The 20,544-nt window shown below is 72.2% G+C and carries 18 protein-coding genes; 9 read left to right on the top strand and 9 right to left on the bottom strand.

Going from position 1 to position 20,544, the window contains the following annotated elements; all coding sequences use genetic code 11:
• Positions 1-2: 2 nt before the first annotated feature.
• Genes QWJ13_RS07195 through QWJ13_RS07185 form a run of 3 tightly spaced genes read right to left on the bottom strand, consistent with a single transcriptional unit; the run spans position 3 to position 2,706 of the window.
• Positions 3-932, bottom strand: coding sequence for a metal ABC transporter permease (locus QWJ13_RS07195; RefSeq protein WP_316521310.1), 930 nt, complete (start codon positions 930-932; stop codon positions 3-5).
• Positions 929-1,693 (bottom strand): metal ABC transporter ATP-binding protein, encoded by a 765-nt coding sequence (locus tag QWJ13_RS07190; RefSeq protein WP_316521309.1) that lies wholly within the window; start codon positions 1,691-1,693, stop codon positions 929-931. Before QWJ13_RS07190 ends, QWJ13_RS07195 begins: the two co-directional genes overlap by 4 nt.
• A 14-nt stretch (positions 1,694-1,707) precedes the next feature.
• Positions 1,708-2,706, bottom strand: a complete 999-nt coding sequence (locus tag QWJ13_RS07185; RefSeq protein WP_316521308.1) for a metal ABC transporter substrate-binding protein — start codon at positions 2,704-2,706, stop codon at positions 1,708-1,710.
• 191 nt (positions 2,707-2,897) lie between these two features.
• Between QWJ13_RS07185 and QWJ13_RS07180 the strand changes: the two genes are divergently transcribed.
• On the top strand, positions 2,898-4,280 hold the full coding sequence (locus QWJ13_RS07180; RefSeq protein ID WP_224279482.1) for a glycine--tRNA ligase: 1,383 nt from the start codon (positions 2,898-2,900) through the stop codon (positions 4,278-4,280).
• An 84-nt stretch (positions 4,281-4,364) separates the two neighbouring features.
• Here QWJ13_RS07180 and QWJ13_RS07175 read toward each other — a convergent pair whose 3' ends face one another.
• The 3 genes from QWJ13_RS07175 to QWJ13_RS07165 form a co-directional block, all read right to left on the bottom strand.
• Positions 4,365-5,435, bottom strand: coding sequence for a hypothetical protein (locus QWJ13_RS07175; protein WP_316521306.1), 1,071 nt, complete (start codon positions 5,433-5,435; stop codon positions 4,365-4,367).
• 314 nt (positions 5,436-5,749) lie between these two features.
• Positions 5,750-6,325 carry a riboflavin biosynthesis intermediates N-glycosidase gene (gene ybiA, locus QWJ13_RS07170; protein ID WP_432277454.1) on the bottom strand — a complete coding sequence of 192 codons (576 nt, stop codon included), beginning with the start codon at positions 6,323-6,325 and terminating at the stop codon, positions 5,750-5,752.
• A gap of 502 nt (positions 6,326-6,827) precedes the next feature.
• Positions 6,828-8,066 (bottom strand): MFS transporter, encoded by a 1,239-nt coding sequence (locus QWJ13_RS07165; protein WP_316521304.1) that lies wholly within the window; start codon positions 8,064-8,066, stop codon positions 6,828-6,830.
• A 78-nt stretch (positions 8,067-8,144) separates the two neighbouring features.
• On the opposite strand from QWJ13_RS07165, the gene QWJ13_RS07160 reads away from it, so the two are divergent.
• Together QWJ13_RS07160 and QWJ13_RS07155 are read left to right on the top strand one after the other, a co-directional pair.
• The gene (locus tag QWJ13_RS07160) at positions 8,145-8,507 is read left to right on the top strand and encodes a MerR family transcriptional regulator (protein ID WP_316521303.1); all 363 of its coding nucleotides are present in this window, start codon (positions 8,145-8,147) and stop codon (positions 8,505-8,507) included.
• A gap of 95 nt (positions 8,508-8,602) precedes the next feature.
• Positions 8,603-9,406, top strand: a complete 804-nt coding sequence (locus tag QWJ13_RS07155) for an alpha/beta fold hydrolase (RefSeq protein WP_316521301.1) — start codon at positions 8,603-8,605, stop codon at positions 9,404-9,406.
• Between the two features lie 88 nt (positions 9,407-9,494).
• Here the strand turns inward: QWJ13_RS07155 and QWJ13_RS07150 are convergent, their stop codons facing one another.
• Entirely contained in the window at positions 9,495-10,973 is a 1,479-nt protein-coding gene (locus QWJ13_RS07150; RefSeq protein WP_432277439.1) for an MFS transporter, read from the bottom strand.
• A gap of 102 nt (positions 10,974-11,075) precedes the next feature.
• On the opposite strand from QWJ13_RS07150, the gene QWJ13_RS07145 reads away from it, so the two are divergent.
• Entirely contained in the window at positions 11,076-11,966 is an 891-nt protein-coding gene (locus QWJ13_RS07145) for a helix-turn-helix transcriptional regulator (RefSeq protein ID WP_316521300.1), read from the top strand.
• On the opposite strand, the gene QWJ13_RS07140 is transcribed toward QWJ13_RS07145, so the two are convergent.
• Both QWJ13_RS07140 and QWJ13_RS07135 read right to left on the bottom strand, forming a co-directional pair.
• On the bottom strand, positions 11,960-12,349 hold the full coding sequence (locus QWJ13_RS07140; RefSeq protein ID WP_316521299.1) for a hypothetical protein: 390 nt from the start codon (positions 12,347-12,349) through the stop codon (positions 11,960-11,962). The genes QWJ13_RS07145 and QWJ13_RS07140 overlap by 7 nt on opposite strands.
• 73 nt (positions 12,350-12,422) lie before the next feature.
• Entirely contained in the window at positions 12,423-13,001 is a 579-nt protein-coding gene (locus QWJ13_RS07135; RefSeq protein ID WP_316521298.1) for a hypothetical protein, read from the bottom strand.
• Positions 13,002-13,136: 135 nt separating this feature from the next.
• On the opposite strand from QWJ13_RS07135, the gene QWJ13_RS07130 reads away from it, so the two are divergent.
• The 5 genes from QWJ13_RS07130 (at position 13,137) to ppdK (ending at position 20,349) form a co-directional block, all read left to right on the top strand.
• Positions 13,137-14,351: a sensor histidine kinase gene (locus tag QWJ13_RS07130; RefSeq protein WP_316521296.1), complete on the top strand. Its 1,215-nt coding sequence runs from the start codon at positions 13,137-13,139 to the stop codon at positions 14,349-14,351.
• A complete protein-coding gene (locus QWJ13_RS07125) occupies positions 14,339-14,983 on the top strand; it encodes a response regulator transcription factor (protein WP_316521294.1) in 645 nt (214 codons plus the stop codon). Before QWJ13_RS07130 ends, QWJ13_RS07125 begins: the two co-directional genes overlap by 13 nt.
• Positions 14,984-14,985: 2 nt before the next feature.
• Positions 14,986-15,840 carry a DUF4097 family beta strand repeat-containing protein gene (locus QWJ13_RS07120; RefSeq protein ID WP_316521292.1) on the top strand — a complete coding sequence of 285 codons (855 nt, stop codon included), beginning with the start codon at positions 14,986-14,988 and terminating at the stop codon, positions 15,838-15,840.
• Positions 15,841-15,907: 67 nt separating this feature from the next.
• Positions 15,908-17,077 (top strand): tRNA dihydrouridine synthase DusB, encoded by a 1,170-nt coding sequence (gene dusB, locus QWJ13_RS07115; RefSeq protein ID WP_316521291.1) that lies wholly within the window; start codon positions 15,908-15,910, stop codon positions 17,075-17,077.
• Between the two features lie 563 nt (positions 17,078-17,640).
• Positions 17,641-20,349, top strand: coding sequence for a pyruvate, phosphate dikinase (gene ppdK, locus QWJ13_RS07110; RefSeq protein ID WP_316521289.1), 2,709 nt, complete (start codon positions 17,641-17,643; stop codon positions 20,347-20,349).
• Positions 20,350-20,544 lie beyond the last annotated feature (195 nt).

Raw genomic sequence — 20,544 nt, 5'->3', positions numbered from 1 at the left:
CATCATTGTGCCAGCCCGGCCCCCCGCTCAGGGGTGCCCGTGTCCGACTGTTCGACGGCGGCCTGCTCGGGCAGTTCGACGTCGCAGACCTTCGGGCCGTGCTCGGCCGCGCCGCGGTGGCGCCGCCGGGCGAGCGGGGCGGCGAGCAGGCTGAACACCGCGAAGACCGCGATGGCGAGCAGCACGATGGCCGGGCCGGAGGGCACGTCGAGGTGGTAGGAGCCGGTGACGCCGGCCAGCGAGACGATCACGCCGAGCGCGATCGAGGCGGCCTGGGTGGCGGCGAAGGACCGGGTGAGCTGCTGGGCGGCGACCACCGGGACCACCATCAGGGCGCTGACCAGCAGCAGTCCGACCACCCGCATGGCGACCGTGACGGTGACCGCGGCCATCACCGCGAGCAGCAGGTTGAGGGTGCGCACCGGCACCCCGGTGACCCGGGCGAAGTCCTCGTCCTGGCAGATCGCGAAGAGCTGGCGGCGCAGGCCGACGGTGACCGCGATGACCACCGCGCCGAGCGCCGCGATGGTGGCCAGGTCGGCGGGGGCGACGGTGAGGATCGAGCCCCACAGATAGCTCTCCAGCGAGCCGGACCCGGCCTGGGCGGACATCGAGACCAGCAGCTTGCCGCAGGCCATGCCGCCGTAGAAGAGCATCGCGAGGGCGATGTCGCCGCGCTGGTTGCCGCGCGAGCGGACCAGCTCCATGGTGACGGCGCCGAGCACGCAGACCAGCACGGCCATCCAGACCGGGCTGGTCTGGAAGATGAAGCCGAGGCCGACGCCGGTCAGCGCGACGTGGCCCATGCCGTCGCCCATCAGGGCCTGGCGGCGCTGCACCAGGTAGATGCCGACGGCCGGGGCGGTGATCCCGACCAGGACGGCGGCGAGCAGGGCGCGCTGCATGAAGTCGTAGGACAGCATCTCGGTCATGCGAGCAGCCTCGGCGGGGTCAGGTCGGCGTGCGGGTGGACGTGGTCGTGGCCGGGCAGCGCGTGTAGTCCGGTGTTGGGGACCGGCGGGCCGTCGTGGGCGACGCAGCCGTCCCGCAGCACCACGGCGCGGTCGATCAGCGGTTCCAGGGGCCCGAGTTCGTGCAGGACGAGCAGGACGGAGGCGCCGCGGGCGACCTCGGCGCGCAGGGTGTCGGCCAGCACCTGCTGGCTGGCGGCGTCCACGCCGGCCATCGGCTCGTCCATGATCAGCAGGTCGGGGGAGCCGACCAGGGCGCGGGCGATCAGCACCCGCTGCTGCTGGCCGCCGGACAGGTCGGCGACGCCGTCCGCGGCCCGCTCCAGCATGCCGACGGCGGACAGCGCGCGGTCCACGGCCTCGCGGTCCTTGCGGCGGAAGGGCAGCAGCCGGTGCTGCGGCAGCCGTCCGGTGGAGACCACCTCGCGCACGGTGGCGGGGACGCCGGAGGCGGCGGTGGTGCGCTGCGGGACGTACCCGATCCGGTGCCAGGCGCGGAAGGAGCCGTACGGGGTGCCGAACAGCTCCAGGGTGCCCTGCCCCAGCGGGACGGAGCCGATGACGGCCTTGACGGTGGTCGACTTGCCGGAGCCGTTGGCGCCGAGCAGGGCGACCACCTCTCCGGGGCGGACGGTGAGGTCGACGCCGCGCAGCACCGGCCGGCCGCCGCGCGAGGCGACGGCGTCACGGAGGCGGACGGCCGGGGGTATCGGATCGGTCATGGTGCGTGGTCCCGTCAGTTCGCGGGGGCGGGGGCGGCGTCCGGGGCGGGGACGCCGAGGGCGGCCTGGAGGTTGGCCAGGTTCTGCTTCATCACGGTCAGGTAGTCGTCCTTGGAGGGGTCCTTGACGCCCTCCAGCGGGTCCAGGACGGCGGTCTTGAGGCCGAGGTCCTTGGCGACGGTGTCGGCGAGCTTGGGGCTGGCCAGGGTCTCGAAGAAGATCGTGGTGACGCCGTTGTCCTTGGCGGCCTTCTGCACGGCGGCGAGGCGGGCCGGGGTGGGCTCGGACTCCGGGTCGACGCCGTTGATGGCGACCTGGGTGAGGCCGTAGTGGTCGGCGAGGTAGCCGAAGGCGGCGTGGCTGGTGACGAAGGTCTTGGTCGTGGTGTCCTTCAGGCCGGCCCGGAACTCCTGGTCGAGCGCGGTGAGCTTGGTGACCAGCTCGTCGGTGTTCTTCCGGTAGTCCTCGGCGTGGGCCGGGTCGGCCTTGGCGAACTCGTCGCCGACGCTCTTGGCGACCGCCGCGTAGCGGGTCGGGTCGAGCCAGATGTGGGGGTCGCCGGCCGGGCCCTCGTGGTGGTGGCCGTCGGTCTCCTCGGTGCCTTCGTCGAGATGGTGGTCGACCAGCGGGCTGGCGGCGGTGGCGTCGACCTTGTGCTTGCTGGACGACTGGGCGACGGCCTGGTCGACGGTGGGCTGGAGGCCCTTGAGGTAGATGATCGCGTCGGCCTTCGAGACGGTGCCGACCTGCTTGGCGGTGAGCTCCAGGTCGTGCGGCTCGACGCCGGCGGCGGTGAGGTCGGTGACCGCGACGTGCTCCTTGCCGATCTGCTGGGCCAGGAACTCCATCGGGTAGAAGGACGCGACGACCTTCAGCTTGCCGTTGCCGCTGTCGGCGCTGCCGTTGCCTCCGCAGGCCGTGAGGACGAGGGAGGCGGCGAGGGCGGTGGCGCCGAGGGCTATGGAGGTGCGGGTCCGGCGGGACACTCCGAGTCGAGGCAGTCCGATCATCATGACAATCATTCTCATCTCAGATGGAAATGATTGTCAACTCACTCGAATGGGTGAACGGCAGGTGGCGGAGAGTGGGGGCGGCCGGACCATACCGATTTGAATCACGTACCCGTCTGGCCGGTAACCTGAGGTATTCGGGTACGCGCAACCAGCCGTGCCCTGACCGTGCCGTACGTACTGAAGAGAGCACTGTGGCCGCCGACAAGATCGACACGATCGTCAGCCTGAGCAAGCGCCGTGGCTTCGTCTACCCCTGCAGCGAGATCTACGGCGGCACGCGTGCCGCCTGGGACTACGGGCCGCTGGGTGTCGAGCTCAAGGAGAACATCAAGCGCCAGTGGTGGCGCGCGATGGTCCAGGCCCGTGAGGACGTCGTCGGACTCGACTCGTCGGTGATCCTCGCGCGCGAGGTGTGGGAGGCCTCCGGCCACGTCGCCACCTTCAACGACCCGCTGACCGAGTGCCTCTCCTGCCACAAGCGCCACCGGGCCGACCACCTGGAGGAGAAGTACGAGGCCAAGCACGGCTTCCCGCCGCCGAACGGCCTCAAGGACGTCAACTGCCCTGACTGTGGCACCAAGGGCCAGTTCACCGAGCCCAAGGACTTCTCGGGCATGCTGAAGACCCACCTCGGCGTCACCGAGGAGGCGAGCGGCCTGGCGTTCCTGCGCCCGGAGACCGCCCAGGGCATCTTCACCAACTTCAAGGCCGTCCAGACCACTTCGCGCAAGAAGCCGCCGTTCGGCATCGCCCAGACCGGCAAGAGCTTCCGCAACGAGATCACCCCCGGCAACTTCATCTTCCGGACCCGTGAGTTCGAGCAGATGGAGATGGAGTTCTTCGTCAAGCCGGGCGAGGACGAGCAGTGGCACGAGTACTGGCTCCAGCAGCGCTGGGACTGGTACGTCGGCCTCGGCCTGCGCACCGAGAACATGCGCTTCTTCGAGCACCCGAAGGAGAAGCTCTCCCACTACGCCAAGCGCACGGTGGACATCGAGTACCGCTTCAACTTCGGCGGCTCCGAGTTCTCCGAGCTGGAGGGCGTCGCCAACCGCACGGACTACGACCTGCGGGTGCACAGCGAGGCCTCCGGCCAGGACCTGAAGTACTTCGACCAGGAGTCCGGCGAGCGGTACTTCCCGTACGTCATCGAGCCGGCGGCGGGCCTCAACCGCGCCATGCTGGCCTTCCTGATCGACGCCTACTTCGAGGACGAGGCGCCGAACGCCAAGGGCGTCATGGAGAAGCGCGTCGGCATGCGGCTCGACCCGCGCCTGGCCCCGGTCAAGGTCGCCGTCCTGCCGCTGTCGCGCAACGCCGAGCTGTCCCCGAAGGCCCGCGGCCTGGCCGCCGACCTGCGCACCGCGTGGAACGTCGAGTTCGACGACGCCGGCGCGATCGGCAAGCGCTACCGCCGCCAGGACGAGATCGGCACGCCGTTCTGCGTCACCGTCGACTTCGACACCCTTGAGGACAACGCGGTGACCGTCCGCGACCGCGACACCATGTCACAGGAGCGCGTGTCGCTGGACCAGGTCAAGGCGTACCTGGGTGCGCGCCTGATCGGCTGCTGAGCGGATTCCCGCTGAGGGAGCCCCCGTTCGCCCTGCCGGGGCGGGCGGGGGCTCCCTTGCTTCGGGGCCGCTGTTCTGCGGCCGTCAGCGCCGGCCCCATCGGGAGCGCGGGGCGGCGGGCGGGCGGGTCGGCAGGCCCGCGGTGCGCAGGGTGGCGAGGGTGGTGCGGTGGCGGGCCTCGTCGGCGAGCAGCGCGGCCAGCAGCCGCGCGTACAGCTCCGAGCTGCCGGCGCCGTCCAGGGCGGTGGCCAGCCGGACGACCTCGACGGGCGGGCGCAGGGCCGCCAGCTCGCTCAGCAGGAGGGTGGCGAGGGCGGGCGGCAGACCGGTCGCGAGGGCGGCCACGTCGCCGGTGGAGCGGCCGGCGGCCTGGCGCAGCAGGGTCCGGACGTCGTCGGCGCGGCCGTGCTGCTGGAGGCAGACGGCGAGGGAGGTCAGCTCGGGCATCGGCGCCGAGCCCCACTCCCAGAGCAGCGTCGCGCTGTCGGCCGTCAGCCCGGCCCGTTCCAGGGTGGAGAGCAGATCCGGGACGGCGGCGGCCGGGTAGCTCCAGAAGGTGTGGAACACCTCCGCCGCCTCCTCGGCCTGGCCCAGCTCGCGCAGCTCGGCGAGCGCGGCGACGGCGTGGGCGGGCGCGGCCCGGGCGACGCGCCGGGCGAGGTGGAGGGAGGCGCCGGGCGGCCCGTACCGGGCCAGCATGCCGACCAGCAGCGCCGCGTCGGCGGGGGTGAGGCGGGCGGCGGCCGTGTTGACCATCTCGGCGGCCTCGGTGAAGGCGCCGGCCCGGTGGAGGGCGGTGATCCGTTCGGTCAGCGCGCCGATGTCGGGACGGACGGGCGGTTTCCGCTGCGGTGGTGGGGGCTGTTGCCCGTTTCTGATGCAGTTCTCCAACACCTCAAGCTGGTCGCCGAGTTGGAGACAGCGGTTGGCCAGGCCCTCGCGGAGGGTGCGGGCCTGGGCGAGCTGCCGCAACAGCTCCCCGTCCGGACGCTGGCGGCCCGGGGTGGCCCGGATCGCCTCGTTCAGGCGCCGTTCGCGTTGCGTCGCATAGCGGCTCGCGCGGAGTAACTCGTCCAGTTCCGCGCGGAGTTCGGCCGCCTGCTGCTCGCTTTCCGATTGCTGGCCTGTGGGTTGTTCCGTCAGCCGCATGCGCATGATCACCCCAACCTGTCCATCCGGACCCTGACTGCGTGACATCCTCGCGTCAGTATGTGGCGTGAGAGTTAAGAGCGCACGACCGCCCGCGTTCGACAGGTGTCAAGGAGCGCGCAGACGGCGGCCGTTGAGAGAAGTGCGCCGGTCGCGCTCCGCAGCGGTGTCGCCTCGTAGTACGGGCCGGGAGCGAGCGCCGCTACGGCATGCCCGACGGCCGCGCCGACGAGGGCGGGCGGCAGGAGCGGCCACGCGTCCCGGCGGGCCGGCGGCGGCCGACGCCACCACCGTCCCGTCGAGCAGCGGAGCGATCGAGCTCACGCGCCCAGCCGCGCCCGCGCCTCCATCAGGGCGAAGCCGAGCAGGTTCAACCCGCGCCACTCGGAGGGCTGTTGGGAGCGGATGTCATCGGCGGCCAGCCCGATGCCCCAGATCCGGTCCAGCGGACTGGCCTCGACCAGCACCCTGTCACCCGTACCCAGCAGGTAGGACCGGAGCGTCTCGTCCTGCCCGAACTTCGCGACATTGCCCGCCACCACCAGCTCGAAGCGGCCGGCCACCCACCTCTCGTCGTCGAAGCCCTTGACCAGCCGGCCCAGCTTCTTCGCCTCGGCGGGCGACTGAGCCTCCAGCACCTGCTGCGCGATCTCCTCGTCGCCGAACATCCGGGCCTTGCCGGCCATCATCCAGTGCTCGGCCGACGCGTACGTGACCCCGTCGACCGTGAACTCACTGGGCCACCACTGACTCAGGCACTCCTGCCTGGTCCCGCCACCCTTGCGCTCGGTGTGCCCCCAGAACATCACCCACTTCGGCCGCACCCCGTCGGCCATCACCGCGGCCAGCTCCTCGCGACTGCGGACGGCGGCCAGGGCCGGGTCCCCCACGTGCATCTCGCTCATATCGTCAGTCTGACATAAAGGGTTTCGTGTCCGCTAACCGTTTGCGGCATATAACCCTCGTGGGGGTGAGCCGGCTCCTAGGATTCGCGCACGCGGGAGGGGACTCCGGGACGGGCGGGGATGGAACGGTACGACACCCACAACGAGTTCGGGCGCGGCACGGTCGGCGGGAATCCGAACCAGGCAGGCGTCATCAACGTGTACCAGGGCGGTCCGCCCGGCGGACCACCGCGGTTCGGCCCCTGGGGGCAGGAGGTCCGGGGCCCTGCGCTCTGGGACACCGCCGCCGAACCGCACCGACGCGAAGCCGCCGCCGTGGCCGAGCGGCTCCACCTGCGCCACGTGATGCGAGGAGGACTGCACGGCGAGGACCTCCGCGTGGCTGCGGCGAAGGTGCCGGGCGAAGGCCCCTGCAAGGAGCGTGGAACTGACGCCCGCCAGGCGGCTCCCCTTGACTGTCATGCGGCCCAGAGGACGGCGGCTCGCCCAGTGGTCAGGAGGGGCGCGCATCCGGTTCGCCCGAAGGGGCGGGGAACCCGTGCCGGCGGCCGCCCACGGTGACGGCCAGGGCGGCGGCGAGCAGGGCGAGGGCGGACCAGGGGAGGGCGGTCGGTCCGGCGTGGTCCAGGAGGAGGCCGCCTGCCAGGCCGGCGGCCGCGATGCCGAGGTTCCAGCAGGTGACGAGCAGCGACTGGGCGATGTCCCCGGCGGGGCCGGCGGCGTCGGCGACGGCGGTCTGGAGGAGGGTGGCGGCGCCGCCGAAGCCGAGGCCCCAGATGGCGGCGGCGGCGTAGGCGGGCCAGCCGGTGGAGCTGAGCAGGGCGGCGGCCAGGATCAGGGCCGCGACGGCGACGAGGACGGAGGCGGCGATGGTCAGCGGGCGCAGGTGCCGGTCGATCAGGACGCCGGTGCCGAGGATGCTCGCCAGTGCGGACAGTCCGATGACGAGCAGGACGGTGTCGGTTCGGCCGTCGAGCCCCAGCGGGGCGAGCAGCGCGGCGATGTACGTGTAGAGGATGTTGTGGGCGAGCACGAAGGTCGCGGTGACGCCGAGGACGGCGGCCACGCCCGGGATCCGCAGCGCCCGGCGTACGGGGGTGCGGGCCTGCTCGGTCCGTCCGGGCAGGGCGGGCAGGGCGAGCAGCATCCACGCGGTGAGTGCCACGGCGACCACGCTCATCAGCCCGAAGGTGGCCCGCCAGCCGACCAGGCCGGAGAGCAGGGTGCCGGCGGGCACGCCCACCGAGAGGGCGACCGTCGAGCCGGTCATGGCGACGGCCATCGCCCGTCCGCGCTGCTCCGGCGCGACGATGCCCCGGGCGTAGCCGGCCACGAGGGCCCAGAACATTCCGGCGACCAGGCCGGCCGCGAACCGGGCGGCCAGGGTGAGCGGGTAGCTCGGTGAGACGGCGGTGACGGCGTTGGCCGCGGCGAAGCCGGCGATGGCGAACAGCAGCAGGGGTTTGCGGGGCAGGTGGCCGGTGGCGGCGGTCAGCGGGATGGCGGCCGCGATGGAGCCGACCGCGTAGAGGGTGACGGACTGCCCGGCGGCGGACTGGCCGACGCCGAGGCCGGCGCTCATCGCGGGCAGGACTCCGGCGGGCAGGGCCTCGGTCATGACCGTGACGAATCCGCCGGTGCTCATGGCCAGCAGGGCGGGCCAGGGGAGTCGGGGTGGCTGCGGCCCGGAGGCCACCGGCCGTTCTGGGGTGCGGAGTTCGGAGGTGGGCATGGACCCGATCGTCTATCGTTGACATCCATGTCAAGGTCCAGCCGGGGCGGGGCCGGCCCGGAGTGAGGGTGGTCACACATGCGCATCGGCGAACTCGCCCGGCTGACGGAGAGCACTCCGCGCCTGCTGCGGTACTACGAGCAGCAGGGGCTGATCACACCGCGCCGGGAGGCGAACGGCTACCGCGCGTACGACGAGTACCTCGTGGACCGGGTGCTCCAGATCCGCGGACTGCTGGACGCGGGGCTGCCCACCCGGATCATCAAGCAGATCCTGCCCTGCCTGGACGCCCCGCGGACGATCCACTTCACCGACGCCACCCCGGAGATGCTCTCCACCCTGGAGTGCGAGACGGACCGGATGACCCGCCGGATCCAGTGCCTGACACGCAACCGGGACGCCATCCGGGAGTACCTGGACGTGGTCAAGAGCCTCGCCTGAGCCGGTCGACCGATCCACCGATCCACCCCACCGATCCACCGCTCCGTTGCCGCCGCTTGACCTTGCCACCGGTGTCACGGTCGGACGCTACCGCCATGACCGACACGACAGCCCCTGTCCTCCACCACACCGCGTTCGGCGACGGCACCCCGATCGTCCTGATCCACGGCTACACCGTCGACCACCGCGTGCTGCTCCCGCTCGAACCCGCCTTCGCCGACCGCCCCGGCTGGCAGCGCCTCTACCTCGACCTCCCCGGCCACGGCAGCAGCCCCCGGCTGCCGGGCCCCGCCTCGGCGAGCGCCCTGGCCGAGGCCGTCTCCGGATGGATCGAGGCCCGCCTGGGGAAGCGGCGCTTCGCCGTGGTCGGGCAGTCCTTCGGCGGCCAGCTGGCCCGGGCGGTGACCGCGCGATTCGGTGAGCAGGTGCTGGGCTCGGCGCTGCTGGTGCCGGTGGTGCGCTGGGGTGCCGACCGTACGCTGCCGGAGGAGTCCGTGGTCGAGCGCGACGAGGACTTCCTCGCGCGCCTCCCGGCCGCCGACCGCGAGCTCTTCGGGTACGTCATGGCCCGCCACACCAAGGCGAGTTGGGAGCTCTTCGAGCAGTACGTCCGCCCCGGTTGGCAAGCGCACGACCGGGCGGCCGCCGCCGAACTCGAAGCCGACTTCCTGCTGCCGCACTGGCCCGAGCGGCGTGCCCCGCGGCACCGCGGCCACCACCTGCTGGTCGCCACCCGACAGGACGCCCTGGTCGGCTGGCGCGACCAGCTCGCCCTGCTCGACCACTACCCCCGGATGGCCGCCACCGTTCTCGACGGCGTCGGCCACAACCCCCAGGTGGAGGCCGCCGGTACCGTCCGCGCCCTGGTCGGCCACTGGCTCGACCGGATCGGGCGCTGACACCCGTACGCCCGAAAGCCGACGGCCTCGCGATCGGACGTGCCGATCGCGAGGCCGTTGCCGCCGTCACCGCGGGAACCCCCGGGCGTCAGCCGATGGAGCGGGGGAGACGGGTGGTCAGGTAGAGGATGGTGAAGGAGCCCAGCAGCTGGATGCCCAGGCAGAGGGCGAGCGTCCGGTCCATGCCGAGGCTGGGGGAGAGCGAGAGGTAGAGGGTGCCGAGGGTGGCGACGCCGAGGGCGAGGCTGGACTGCTGGCCGGTGGCGAGGACGCCGCTGCCGACGCCGGCCCGGGCGGCGGGCACCTTGGCGAGGACGACCCGGAACAGCGGGGTGCCGATCAGGCCCTGCCCGATGCCCGCGAGGGCGACGCCCGGGGCCATCCGCAGCGGGGAGAAGTGCGCCCAGTCGGCCAGGACGGTCAGGGCGAGGGTGGCCAGGCCGGTGGCCTGGATGACGGCGCCGGCGCTGAGCACCCGGCTGCCCCAGCGGCCGATCAGCCGCGGGCCGGCCAGCGAGGCGGAGAAGTAGCCGACCGCCATCGGGACGAGCGCCCAGCCGGCCGCGACCGGGCCGAGCTTCAGGCCCTGCTGGAGGGCGACCGCGATGACGAACATGAAGCCACCGAAGCCCGCGAAGTAGGGGAGCGCGATGCCCAGGCCGCGCCGCATCTCCGGGATGCGCAGCAGGGACGGCGGCACCAGCGGGGTGTCCCCGCGCTGCTCGGCGCGGCGCTCCACGACGCCGAAGGCGACGGCGAGGACGGGGAACAGCGCCAGCAGCACCCAGGACCAGAGCGGCCAGCCGGCGGCGCGGCCCTCCATCAGCGGGATGAGCAGGGCGAGCAGCGCGGCGGTGAGCAGCACGGTGCCGGGGATGTCGACCCGGGCGGCCCGGGCGGCCTTGCTCTCCGGGACGTAGCGGACCGCGAGCACCACGGCGAGCAGCGCGAACGGCACGTTCAGCAGGAACACCGAGCGCCAGCCGGTGCCGAACAGGTCGGCGGCGACCAGCATCCCGCCGAGCACCTGCCCGATGACCACGGAGATGCCGCCGACCGCGCCGTAGATGCTGAGCGCGCGGCCGCGCCGGGCGCCCTCGGTGGCGGCGGTGATGGTGCCGAGCACCTGCGGGATCAGCAGGGCGGCCGAGGCGCCCTGGGCGGCGCGGGCGGCGACCAGGGACCAGGCGCCGGGGGCGAGGCCGCAGGCCAGCGAGGTGAGGGCGAAGGTGGCGGCGCCGACGACGAAGAGCCGGCGGCGGCCGAAGATGTCGCCGAGGCGCCCGCCGAGCACGAGCAGGACGGCGAAGGCGATGCCGTAGCCGGCGGCGACCAGTTCGAGGACGGCGGGCCCGGCGGCCAGGTCGTGGTCGATGGTGGGCAGGGCGACGTTGACGATGAAGAAGTCGAGCATCGGCAGGAAGGCGCCGAGCAGGACGGTGATCAGTCCGGCGGTGCCGAGGGTGGTGGCGGGGCCGGCGGCGCCGGTCGGGTCGGTGGGCCCGGCGGCTTCGGTGCGGGTGGCGGTGCGGCTCGGTGCGGCGGCGACGGCGAGTTGTTGGGTCACGGGTCCTACGATCCGCCGCCCCCTACCCTGGTACCAGAGTCTGGTTATCCGGGTATAAGAAGTACCTGGCAACAGGCTGACGGCTGTCGCATGCTGGGGAGCATGAGTCTCGTCATGCCCTCCGCGCAAGCCCGTACCGGCTCGGCCGGTCAGCGCCCGACCACTCCCGACGACGCCCGCCGGCACGAGCTGGCCGCGTTCCTGCGCAGCCGCCGCGAGCGGCTCGCGCCCGAGCAGGTGGGCCTGCCGATGACCGGCCGCCGCCGGACCCCGGGGCTGCGCCGGGAGGAGGTCGCGCAGCTCGCCGCCGTCGGGGTGACCTGGTACACGTGGCTGGAGCAGGGGAGGGACATCCAGGTGTCCACCCAGGTGCTGGACGCGGTGGCCCGGGCGCTGCTGCTGGACCCGAGCGAGCGCGCGCACCTGTTCACCCTGGCCGGCACGGACGACCCGGCGCCGGTGAGGGACTGCCCGTCGGTGACCCCGAGCGTACGGATGCTGCTGGAGCGGCTGGCGCCGTTCCCGGCCCTGGTGCTCAACTCCCGCTACGACGTGCTGGCGTACAACGCCCAGTACACCGGGTTCGTCGGCGACCTCGACCGACTCGCCCCCGAGGACCGGAACCTGATGTGGATGGCGTTCACGCCCTCGCACTTCCGGGAGGTGCTGATCGACTACCGCACCGAGCGCCTGGGCATCGTGGCCCGGTTCCGCGCGGCGATGGCGGACCACAGCTCGGATCCGACCCGCAAGGCGCTGGTGGCCCGCCTGCTCAGGGCCTCGCCGGAGTTCGCGGAGCTCTGGCAGCGGCACGACGTGATGCGGCCGGGCAACGGCGTCAAGCGCTTCCAGGTGCCGGGCGTCGGGCTGCTGCGCTGCGAGTACACCAACTTCTGGCTCAGCCCGCAGCTGGGGACACGGATGATCACGTACACCCCGCTGGACGACGAGACCCGGGCGCTGATGGACCGACTGCCGACCAGGGCTCAGTAGCCGCGAACGGCCGCGTCCCGCCCGAGCAGCAGGCATATCGCGGCGAGCGGCAGCTCGATGCAGCAGGCCATGAGCAGCGCCGCGAGCACCGCGTGGCCCGGGCCGGCGCAGACGATGTCGGCGAACGCGTCGCCGGTGAGCAGCAGGGCCACCGCCGCGCCCGCCCACGGCGCGGCGGTGCTGCGCCGGCGCAGCAGCGCGTCCAGCGTGAGCAGGGCGGCGAACTCGGTGAGGTCGAGCACCACCCACGGCGTCTCGTGGCAGACGGCGAGGACCGCCAGCCAGGGCAGCAGGGCGACTGCGGCCATGGCCGGCAGCTTCGCGAAGCGCGCGGGCAGGACGTACCCGGAGAGGGGCCGGGCAGTGAGGACGGCCGTACTCATGCGCCCACCTCGCTAGGCTCGGCAGGGGCGTTCGCCCGTACGCACCTCTTGATGGCTCGCTCGCTTCGCTCGCTCACTTGTTCCCCCGAACCCGCTCCAGCGGCAGCCGCTCGGCCGCTCCGCCCGCCGGGTGCTCGACCCGCACCGCGTCGAACGGCCCCTCGGCCCAGGCGAACCAGAACCGCCCGGCCACCGGGACCACCTCGGCGGCCGACCGCACCCGCCGGAACGGCCGCCGCCCGGTGAACACCACCGAGGGCGCCGTACCGTCGGCCGCCAGCCGGCCCCAGGCGAGCACGTACCGGCCGCGCCCGGTGGAGCGGCAGTGCCGCGCCCCGCGCAGCAGCTGCGGGGTGAGCCGGGCGGCGACCAGGACGTCCGTCAACTCGCCGTACTGGTACAGCTCCAGCGCGGGCCGGCCGCGGCCGGACCCGACGCTGCGGACCGACCACGGCCCGCTCCCGATCGGCAGCGTCCCCTCCGGCTCGGCAGCCCGAGCCGGTTCCGGAGCCCAGGCGGGCTCCGGCTCCGGAACCGAACGGAGCGCGCCCCCGGAGGTGTTTCCGGGGGCACCCCCGCGGCCCCCGGAAACACCCCCGGGGCCGGGCCGCCCGTGCGGCGGAGTGGCGGAGTGCGATGCAGTGCTCGTCATGCCCTCAAGCCTTCCGCCCGACCCCCCTCGCTGTCGGTGGTGTCCCACCCCGAATCGGGGGTGTAGCTAGCTACACCCCCGCCCGGAACCCCCCTTCATGGCGGCTGGTGATCACCGCGCCCTACGCTGTCCGGCATGTCCTCCACCACGTTGCGCCGAGCGCTCGTCAGGAGCCTGCGGCGCCCACCGTGGTCGCCCGAGGTCTGGCGGGACGTCCGCTTCACGGCCGCCGGAATACCCATGGCGCTTCCGGTCTGGCTGGCCGTCACCGAATCGAAGCTGCTCTTCCCGGCGCTCGCCGCCGTCCTGCTCTTCGTCCGCCCGCTGACCGACGTCCAGCGCGGCCGGCTGCGCGCCCTGGCCGGGGTCGAGGTGCCGCCGCTGCGGCCGGCGACGGGCCTTCGGGTCTGGCTGCTGGGGCTGACCTGGCGTCAGGTGCTCTACCACCTGCTGGTCGGCCCGCTGCTGGCGGTGGGCGCGCTGGCGCTGCTGTACGCGTGGGCCGCCGCCGTGGTGCTGACCAGCGTGTACGTCTGGGTCTGGTTGCTGCCCGCCGGGACGGCGGTGCGTACGGACCTGGCCGGGTACGACGTCGTGTTCACCGTGGGCGGGGCGCTGCTGCTGTCGGTGCTGTCGCTGCCGGGCACCCAGCTGGCCCGGCTGGAGGTGTGGGCGGCCCGCCGGCTGCTCGGCCCGGACCGGGCGGAGGCGCTGGAGCGGCGGGTCGAGGAGATCGCCGAGAGCCGGGCCGGGCTGGTCGACGCGGTGGACGCCGAGCGCCGCCGGATCGAGCGTGACCTGCACGACGGCGCCCAGCAGCGGCTCACCTCCCTCGCGATGAACCTCGGCCTGGCCCGGCGGACCCTGAAGGACGCGCCGCCCGAGGTGATGCAGGTGATCGTCGACGCGCACGAGGAGGCCCAGGCGGCCATCGACGAACTGCGCGACCTGGTCCGCGGCCTGCACCCGGCCGTCCTGGAGGACCGCGGCCTGGACGCGGCGCTGTCCGGGATCGCCGCCCGCGCCCCGCTGCCGGTGCGCCTGGAGGTCGACCTCTCCGAGCGGATCGCCCCGACCGTCGAGGCGGTCGCCTACTTCACCGTCTCCGAGGCGCTCACCAACGTGGCCAAGCACGCCAAGGCCAACCGGGTCGACCTCTCGGTGCGGACCTCCGGCGGCCGGCTGTGCCTGGTCATCAGCGACGACGGCGTCGGCGGCGCCGACCCGACGCGCGGCACCGGGCTCACCGGTCTGCGCAAGCGCGCCGCCTCGGTCGACGGCGCGCTGTCCGTTCTCAGCCCCCTCGGGGGCCCCACCACCATCACCGTGGAGTTGCCGTGCGCGCTGTGATCGCCGAGGACTCGGTCCTGTTGAGGGTCGGCCTGGTCAAGGTCCTGGAGGCGGTGGGCTTCGAGGTCGTGGCCGCCGTCGGGGACGCCACCGAACTGCTGGCCGCCGTCGAGGAGCACCGCCCGAAGGTGGTGGTCGCGGACGTCCGGATGCCCCCGGGCTTCACCGACGAGGGGGTGAAGGCGGCGATGGTGATCCGGCAGCAGTGGCCGGACACCGCCGTCCTGCTGCTCTCCCAGTACGTGGAGGAGCGCTACGCCGCCGACCTGCTGGCGACCAACACCAGTGGCGTCGGCTACCTGCTCAAGCAGCGGGTGGCCAACGTCGACGACTTCGTGGACGCGCTCCAGCGGGTCGCCGAGGGCGGCACCGCGCTGGACCCGGAGGTGGTCGCCCAGCTGCTGGTGCGCCGCCACCGGGACCCGCTGGAGAAGCTGACCCCGCGCGAGCGCGACGTGCTCGGCCTGATGGCGGAGGGCCGCTCCAACGGGGCGATAGCCGCCTCGCTGGTGGTCAGTGACAGCGCGGTGGCCAAGCACATCAACTCGATCTTCACCAAGCTCGACCTGCCGCCGGCCGAGGACAGCCACCGCCGGGTGATGGCGGTGCTGCGCTTCCTGGAGGTCGGGTAACGGTGCGCGGGGTGAAGGCCTGGCGGGTCACCGGGACGGTCGCGATCGTCCTGGTCATGATCATTGCCGGGATCCAGACCTGGTCGATGGCGGTGCAGCAGCGCACCGGCAGCAGCTGGGCGTACGACCGTCCGATCCACCGGGTCCACCTGGCGACGGGCAGTGCCTCGGTCCGGGTGCGGGTCGGCCGGGAGGGCCACGTGGTGGTCCACCAGCGGGTGGACTGGATGGTGCGCAAGCCGATGGTGTCCACCACCGTCGTCGACGGCGTGCTCGACGTCGCCATGCAGTGTCGTCTGGTCCTGCCGTTCGCGGACTTCGGCTGCGGCGCCGAGTTCGAACTGGAGGTGCCGGCCGCGACCGAGGTGACGGGGTCGATCACCTCCGGCGACGTCCAGGTGGAGGGCCTGAGCGGGGAGGTGCGGATGGAGCTGACCTCCGGGCAGCTGATGCTGACCGACACCTCCGGGGACGTGACCGTGCACGCCACCTCCGGGCTGGTGCGGGGCGACAAGCTGAGCGCCGAGCGGGTGACGGCCGGGATGGTCTCGGGCAATGTGAACCTGAACTTCGCCAAGGCCCCGCGGGAGGTGGACGCCACGGCCACCTCCGGCGCGGTGGAGCTGACCCTGCCGAAGGGCAGCCGGTACGCCATCTCCAGCCGGATCGGCAGCGGCAGCGGCCAGATCGAACCGCTGCTCCAGGACGCGGCCAGCCCGAACCGGGTGCACGCCGCGGTCACCTCCGGGTCGCTCTCGATCACCCCGTCGCTGCTGCCGGAGCCGTCGGAACCCGCGCAGCCGTCGGAGGCGCCCATGAATCCCATGGACCCCATGCCGCCGATGCCGGCTCGGTAGCGGTAGCCGCTCACCCGGGTGGGGGACAATGGAGAGTCCCGTCCCCCGTACCCGAGGTCAGCCGCGCATGACAGTCACGCCCGCACCCACCGCGTCCGACACCGAATTCGCGCCGCTCGACATCGGCCCGATCCGGGTGTGGCCGCCCGTCGTGCTGGCGCCGATGGCCGGCATCACCAACGCGCCGTTCCGCACCCTGTGCCGGGAGCAGAGCGGCGGCAAGGGCCTGTACGTCTCGGAGATGATCACCACCCGGGCACTGGTCGAGCGCAACGCCAAGACCATGCAGCTGATCAAGTTCGACCCGAGCGAGAAGCCGCGCTCGATCCAGCTGTACGGGGTGGACCCGGTGACCGTCGGCAAGGCCGCCCGGATGATCTCGGACGAGGGCCTGGCCGACCACATCGACCTCAACTTCGGCTGCCCCGTCCCCAAGGTCACCCGCAAGGGCGGCGGCTCGGCGCTGCCGTACAAGCGCAACCTGCTGCGGGAGATCCTGCGCGAGGCCGTCGCCAACGCCGGCGACCTGCCGGTGACCATGAAGATGCGCAAGGGCATCGACGACGACCACCTCACCTACCTGGACGCCGGCCGGATCGGTGCCGAGGAGGGCGTGGCCGCGATCGCCCTGCACGGGCGCACCGCCGCCCAGCACTACGGCGGGACGGCCGACTGGTCGGCGATCGCCCGGCTGCGCGAGTCCGTCCCCGGGCACATCCCGGTGCTGGGCAACGGGGACATCTGGTCGGCCGACGACGCGCTGCGGATGATGCGCGAGACCGGCTGCGACGGCGTGGTGGTGGGCCGCGGCTGCCTGGGCCGCCCGTGGCTGTTCAAGGACCTGGTCGCGATCTTCGAGGGCGACGTGGACTACGCCCGCCCCGACTTCGGCTACGTGGCGAAGGCGATGGTGCGCCACGCCCAGCTGCTCGGCGAGTGGATCGGGGACGAGACGCGCGGGGTGATCGACTTCCGCAAGCACGTCGCCTGGTACACCAAGGGCTTCTCGGTCGGCTCCGAGCTGCGGGTGAGGCTGGCCGGCTCCTCCTCCTTGGCCGAACTGGCCGAAACCCTCGCCCAGGTGGAGCAGTCCCAGGCCTGGCCGGACGGCGCGGACGGCCCGCGCGGGCGGACCAGCGGCAACAACCGGGTGGTCCTGCCGGAGGGCTGGTTGGACGATCCGTACGACTGTGCCCGACCGGGCGCTGACGCCGAATCGGATACCTCTGGCGGATGATCTGTCCGTAGTGGCAAAAACGGCCCCTCTGGGCCATTGGCCATCGAGGCTCAGCCCTCTTGTCCAGGATGGACAAGAGGGCTCCTTTTTGGCGCCGGATCATCACTCGGTGAGCACATGCCCGGACGCAGTGCGACGATCGGCGGAGGACTCCTACGTTCAACCGATGAGATGCGCTGGTGACGCTTGCCACATACGGTGGAGGCTGATGGCCGGTCAGTGGACGAAGTGGACAGGTCGGCTGTGAATCGCTTCCCGAAGTCGGTCGGCCGGTGATCGGGCGATCCGGGTGCAGGAAATCAAGCCGGGGCGACGCGACGGGACCACGGCCGCTACCGTGCGTCCGAATCGCGTGATCTCCGGGTAGGCGTGCGTTCAAGAGTTGAACAGTGGCTCGCGTCAGGAGGACGATTTCACCAACAGAGGTGAACGCCTTTATGTGCATTCGATCTAGTGGGTTACCGATCGGTACCGGCCTCGGGTGGCGTATTCAGGGCAGAGAAGTGCCTTCGAAATGGGTATGTTCTCCGGCGTCAGGGCAACCGCGACGAGGAGACCGACCCGTGCCGTCCCAGCAGAAGTTTGTTTACTCCTTCACCGAAGGAAACAAGGACCTCAAGGACCTTCTCGGCGGCAAGGGCGCGAACCTGGCCGAGATGACCAACCTTGGCCTCCCCGTCCCTCCGGGGTTCACCATCACCACCGAGGCCTGCAAGGTCTTCCTGGAGACCGGCAGCGAGCCGTCCTCGCTGCACGAGGAGATCAGCGCCCACCTGGACGCGCTGGAGCAGGAGATGGGCAAGAAGCTCGGCCAGGCCGACAACCCGCTCCTCGTCTCGGTGCGCTCCGGCGCGAAGTTCTCCATGCCCGGCATGATGGACACCGTCCTCAACATCGGCCTCTCCGACGCGTCGGTGGCCGGCCTCGTCGCCCAGTCCGGCAACGAGCGCTTCGCCTGGGACTCCTACCGCCGCCTGGTCCAGATGTTCGGCAAGACCGTGCTGGGCGTCGACGGCGAGCTGTTCGAGGAGGCCCTGGACGAGGCCAAGCACGCCAAGGGCACCGTCAACGACCTGGACCTGGACGCCGACGACCTCAAGACGCTGGTCGAGGTGTTCAAGGGCATCGTCGAGCGCGAGACCGGCCGGGCCTTCCCGCAGGACCCGCGCGAGCAGATGGACCTCGCCATCCACGCCGTCTTCCACTCCTGGAACGGCGACCGCGCCCGGCTGTACCGCCGCCAGGAGCGCATCCCGAACGACCTGGGCACCGCGGTCAACGTCTGCACCATGGTCTTCGGCAACCTCGGCGAGGACTCCGGCACCGGCGTCGCCTTCACCCGCGACCCCTCCACCGGCACCCAGGGCGTCTACGGCGATTACCTGTCCAACGCCCAGGGCGAGGACGTCGTCGCCGGCATCCGCAACACCCTGCCGCTGGCCGAGCTGGAGAAGCTCGACAAGAAGTCCTACGACGAGCTGATGGCGATCATGCAGAAGCTCGAAAACCACTACCGCGACCTCTGCGACATCGAGTTCACCATCGAGCGCGGCAAGCTCTGGATGCTCCAGACCCGCGTCGGCAAGCGCACCGCCGCGGCCGCCTTCCGGATCGCCGTCCAGCTGGTCGACCAGGGCCTGATCGACCTGGACGAGGCCCTGATGCGGGTCACCGGCGGCCAGCTCTCGCAGCTGATGTTCCCCCGCTTCGCCCCCAACACCGAGTCGCAGCAGATCGCCTGGGGCCTGGCCGCCTCGCCGGGCGCCGCGATCGGCAAGGTCGTCTTCGACTCGTACACCGCCGTCAAGTGGTCCCGCTCCGGCGAGAAGGTCATCCTGGTCCGCCGCGAGACCAACCCGGACGACCTGGACGGCATGATCGCCGCCGAGGGCATCCTGACCTCGCGCGGCGGCAAGACCTCGCACGCGGCCGTGGTCGCCCGCGGCATGGGCAAGACCTGTGTCTGCGGCGCCGAGGAGTTGGAGGTCGACACCAAGGCCCGCCGCTTCACCACCGCCGACGGCCAGGTGATCCACGAGGGCGACGTCGTCTCGATCGACGGCGCCACCGGCAAGGTCTACCTCGGCGAGGTGCCCGTCCTGCCGTCCCCCGTGGTCGAGTACTTCGAGGGCACCCTGCACGCCGGCGCCGACGTCCAGGGCGGTCTGGTCCAGGCCGTGCACCGGCTGATGTCGCACGCCGACGGCCGCCGCCGGCTGGCCGTGCGCGCCAACGCCGACAACGCCGAGGACGGCTCGCGCGCCCGCCGCTACGGTGCCCAGGGCATCGGCCTGTGCCGCACCGAGCACATGTTCCTCGGCGAGGAGCGCCGCAAGGAGGTCGAGCACCTGATCCTGGCGGACAACGACAAGGACCGCGAGCTCGCCCTCTCCACCCTGCTGCCGCTCCAGAAGGGCGACTTCCTGGAGCTGTTCCAGGCGATGGACGGCCTGCCGGTCACCGTCCGCCTGCTGGACCCGCCGCTGCACGAGTTCCTGCCGGACATCACCGAGCTGTCGGTGCGCGTCGCCCTCGCCGAGGCCCGCAAGGACCCGAACGAGAACGACCTGCGGCTGCTCCAGGCGGTGCACAAGCTGCACGAGCAGAACCCGATGCTCGGCCTGCGCGGCGTGCGCCTCGGCCTGGTCATCCCCGGCCTGTTCGGCATGCAGGTCCGGGCCATCGCCGAAGCCGCCGCCGAGCGCAAGCTGGCCGGCGGGGACCCGCGCCCCGAGGTGATGATCCCGCTGGTCGGCACCGTCCAGGAGCTGGAGCTGGTCCGCGACGAGTGCGAGCGGGTGCTCGCCGAGGTCGCCCAGTCCACCGGCGTCCAGCTGGACATCAAGCTCGGCACCATGATCGAGCTGCCGCGCGCCGCGGTGACCGCCGGGCAGATCGCCGAGGCCGCCGAGTTCTTCTCCTTCGGCACCAACGACCTGACCCAGACGGTCTGGGGCTTCTCCCGGGACGACGTGGAGGCCTCGTTCTTCACCGCCTACCTGGAGAAGGGCATCTTCGGGGTCTCCCCGTTCGAGACCATCGACCGCGACGGCGTCGGCTCGCTGGTCAAGCACGCCGTCGAGGCCGGCCGGGCCACCCGCCCCGACCTCAAGCTCGGCGTCTGCGGCGAGCACGGCGGCGACCCGGACTCGGTCCACTTCTTCCACGAGGTGGGGCTGGACTACGTCTCCTGCTCCCCCTTCCGGATCCCGGTGGCGCGCCTGGAGGCCGGCCGCGCCGCCATCGAGTCGGCGGGCAGCGACTCGCGCTGAGGAGGGTAGGCATCCCCACCTCACGCGCGGGTACGACTGACCGCTTTCCCTCCCGTCGGGAGGGCGTGCACCGGAGCTCGGCGCAGGAGAACCGGCGTACGTGAAACGGCCGGGCGGGAACGGACAATGGCGTCCGTCCCCGCCCGGCCGTTCTTCCGCGTCCGGGCAGTGTGGCGGCGGCCACGTGTGTAGCTG

This window comes from Kitasatospora brasiliensis (assembly GCF_032654805.1).
GTDB classification, from domain to species: domain Bacteria; phylum Actinomycetota; class Actinomycetes; order Streptomycetales; family Streptomycetaceae; genus Kitasatospora; species Kitasatospora brasiliensis.
The sequence above is the reverse complement of the archived record's forward strand: the minus strand, read 5'-3'. Positions and strand labels throughout refer to the sequence as shown.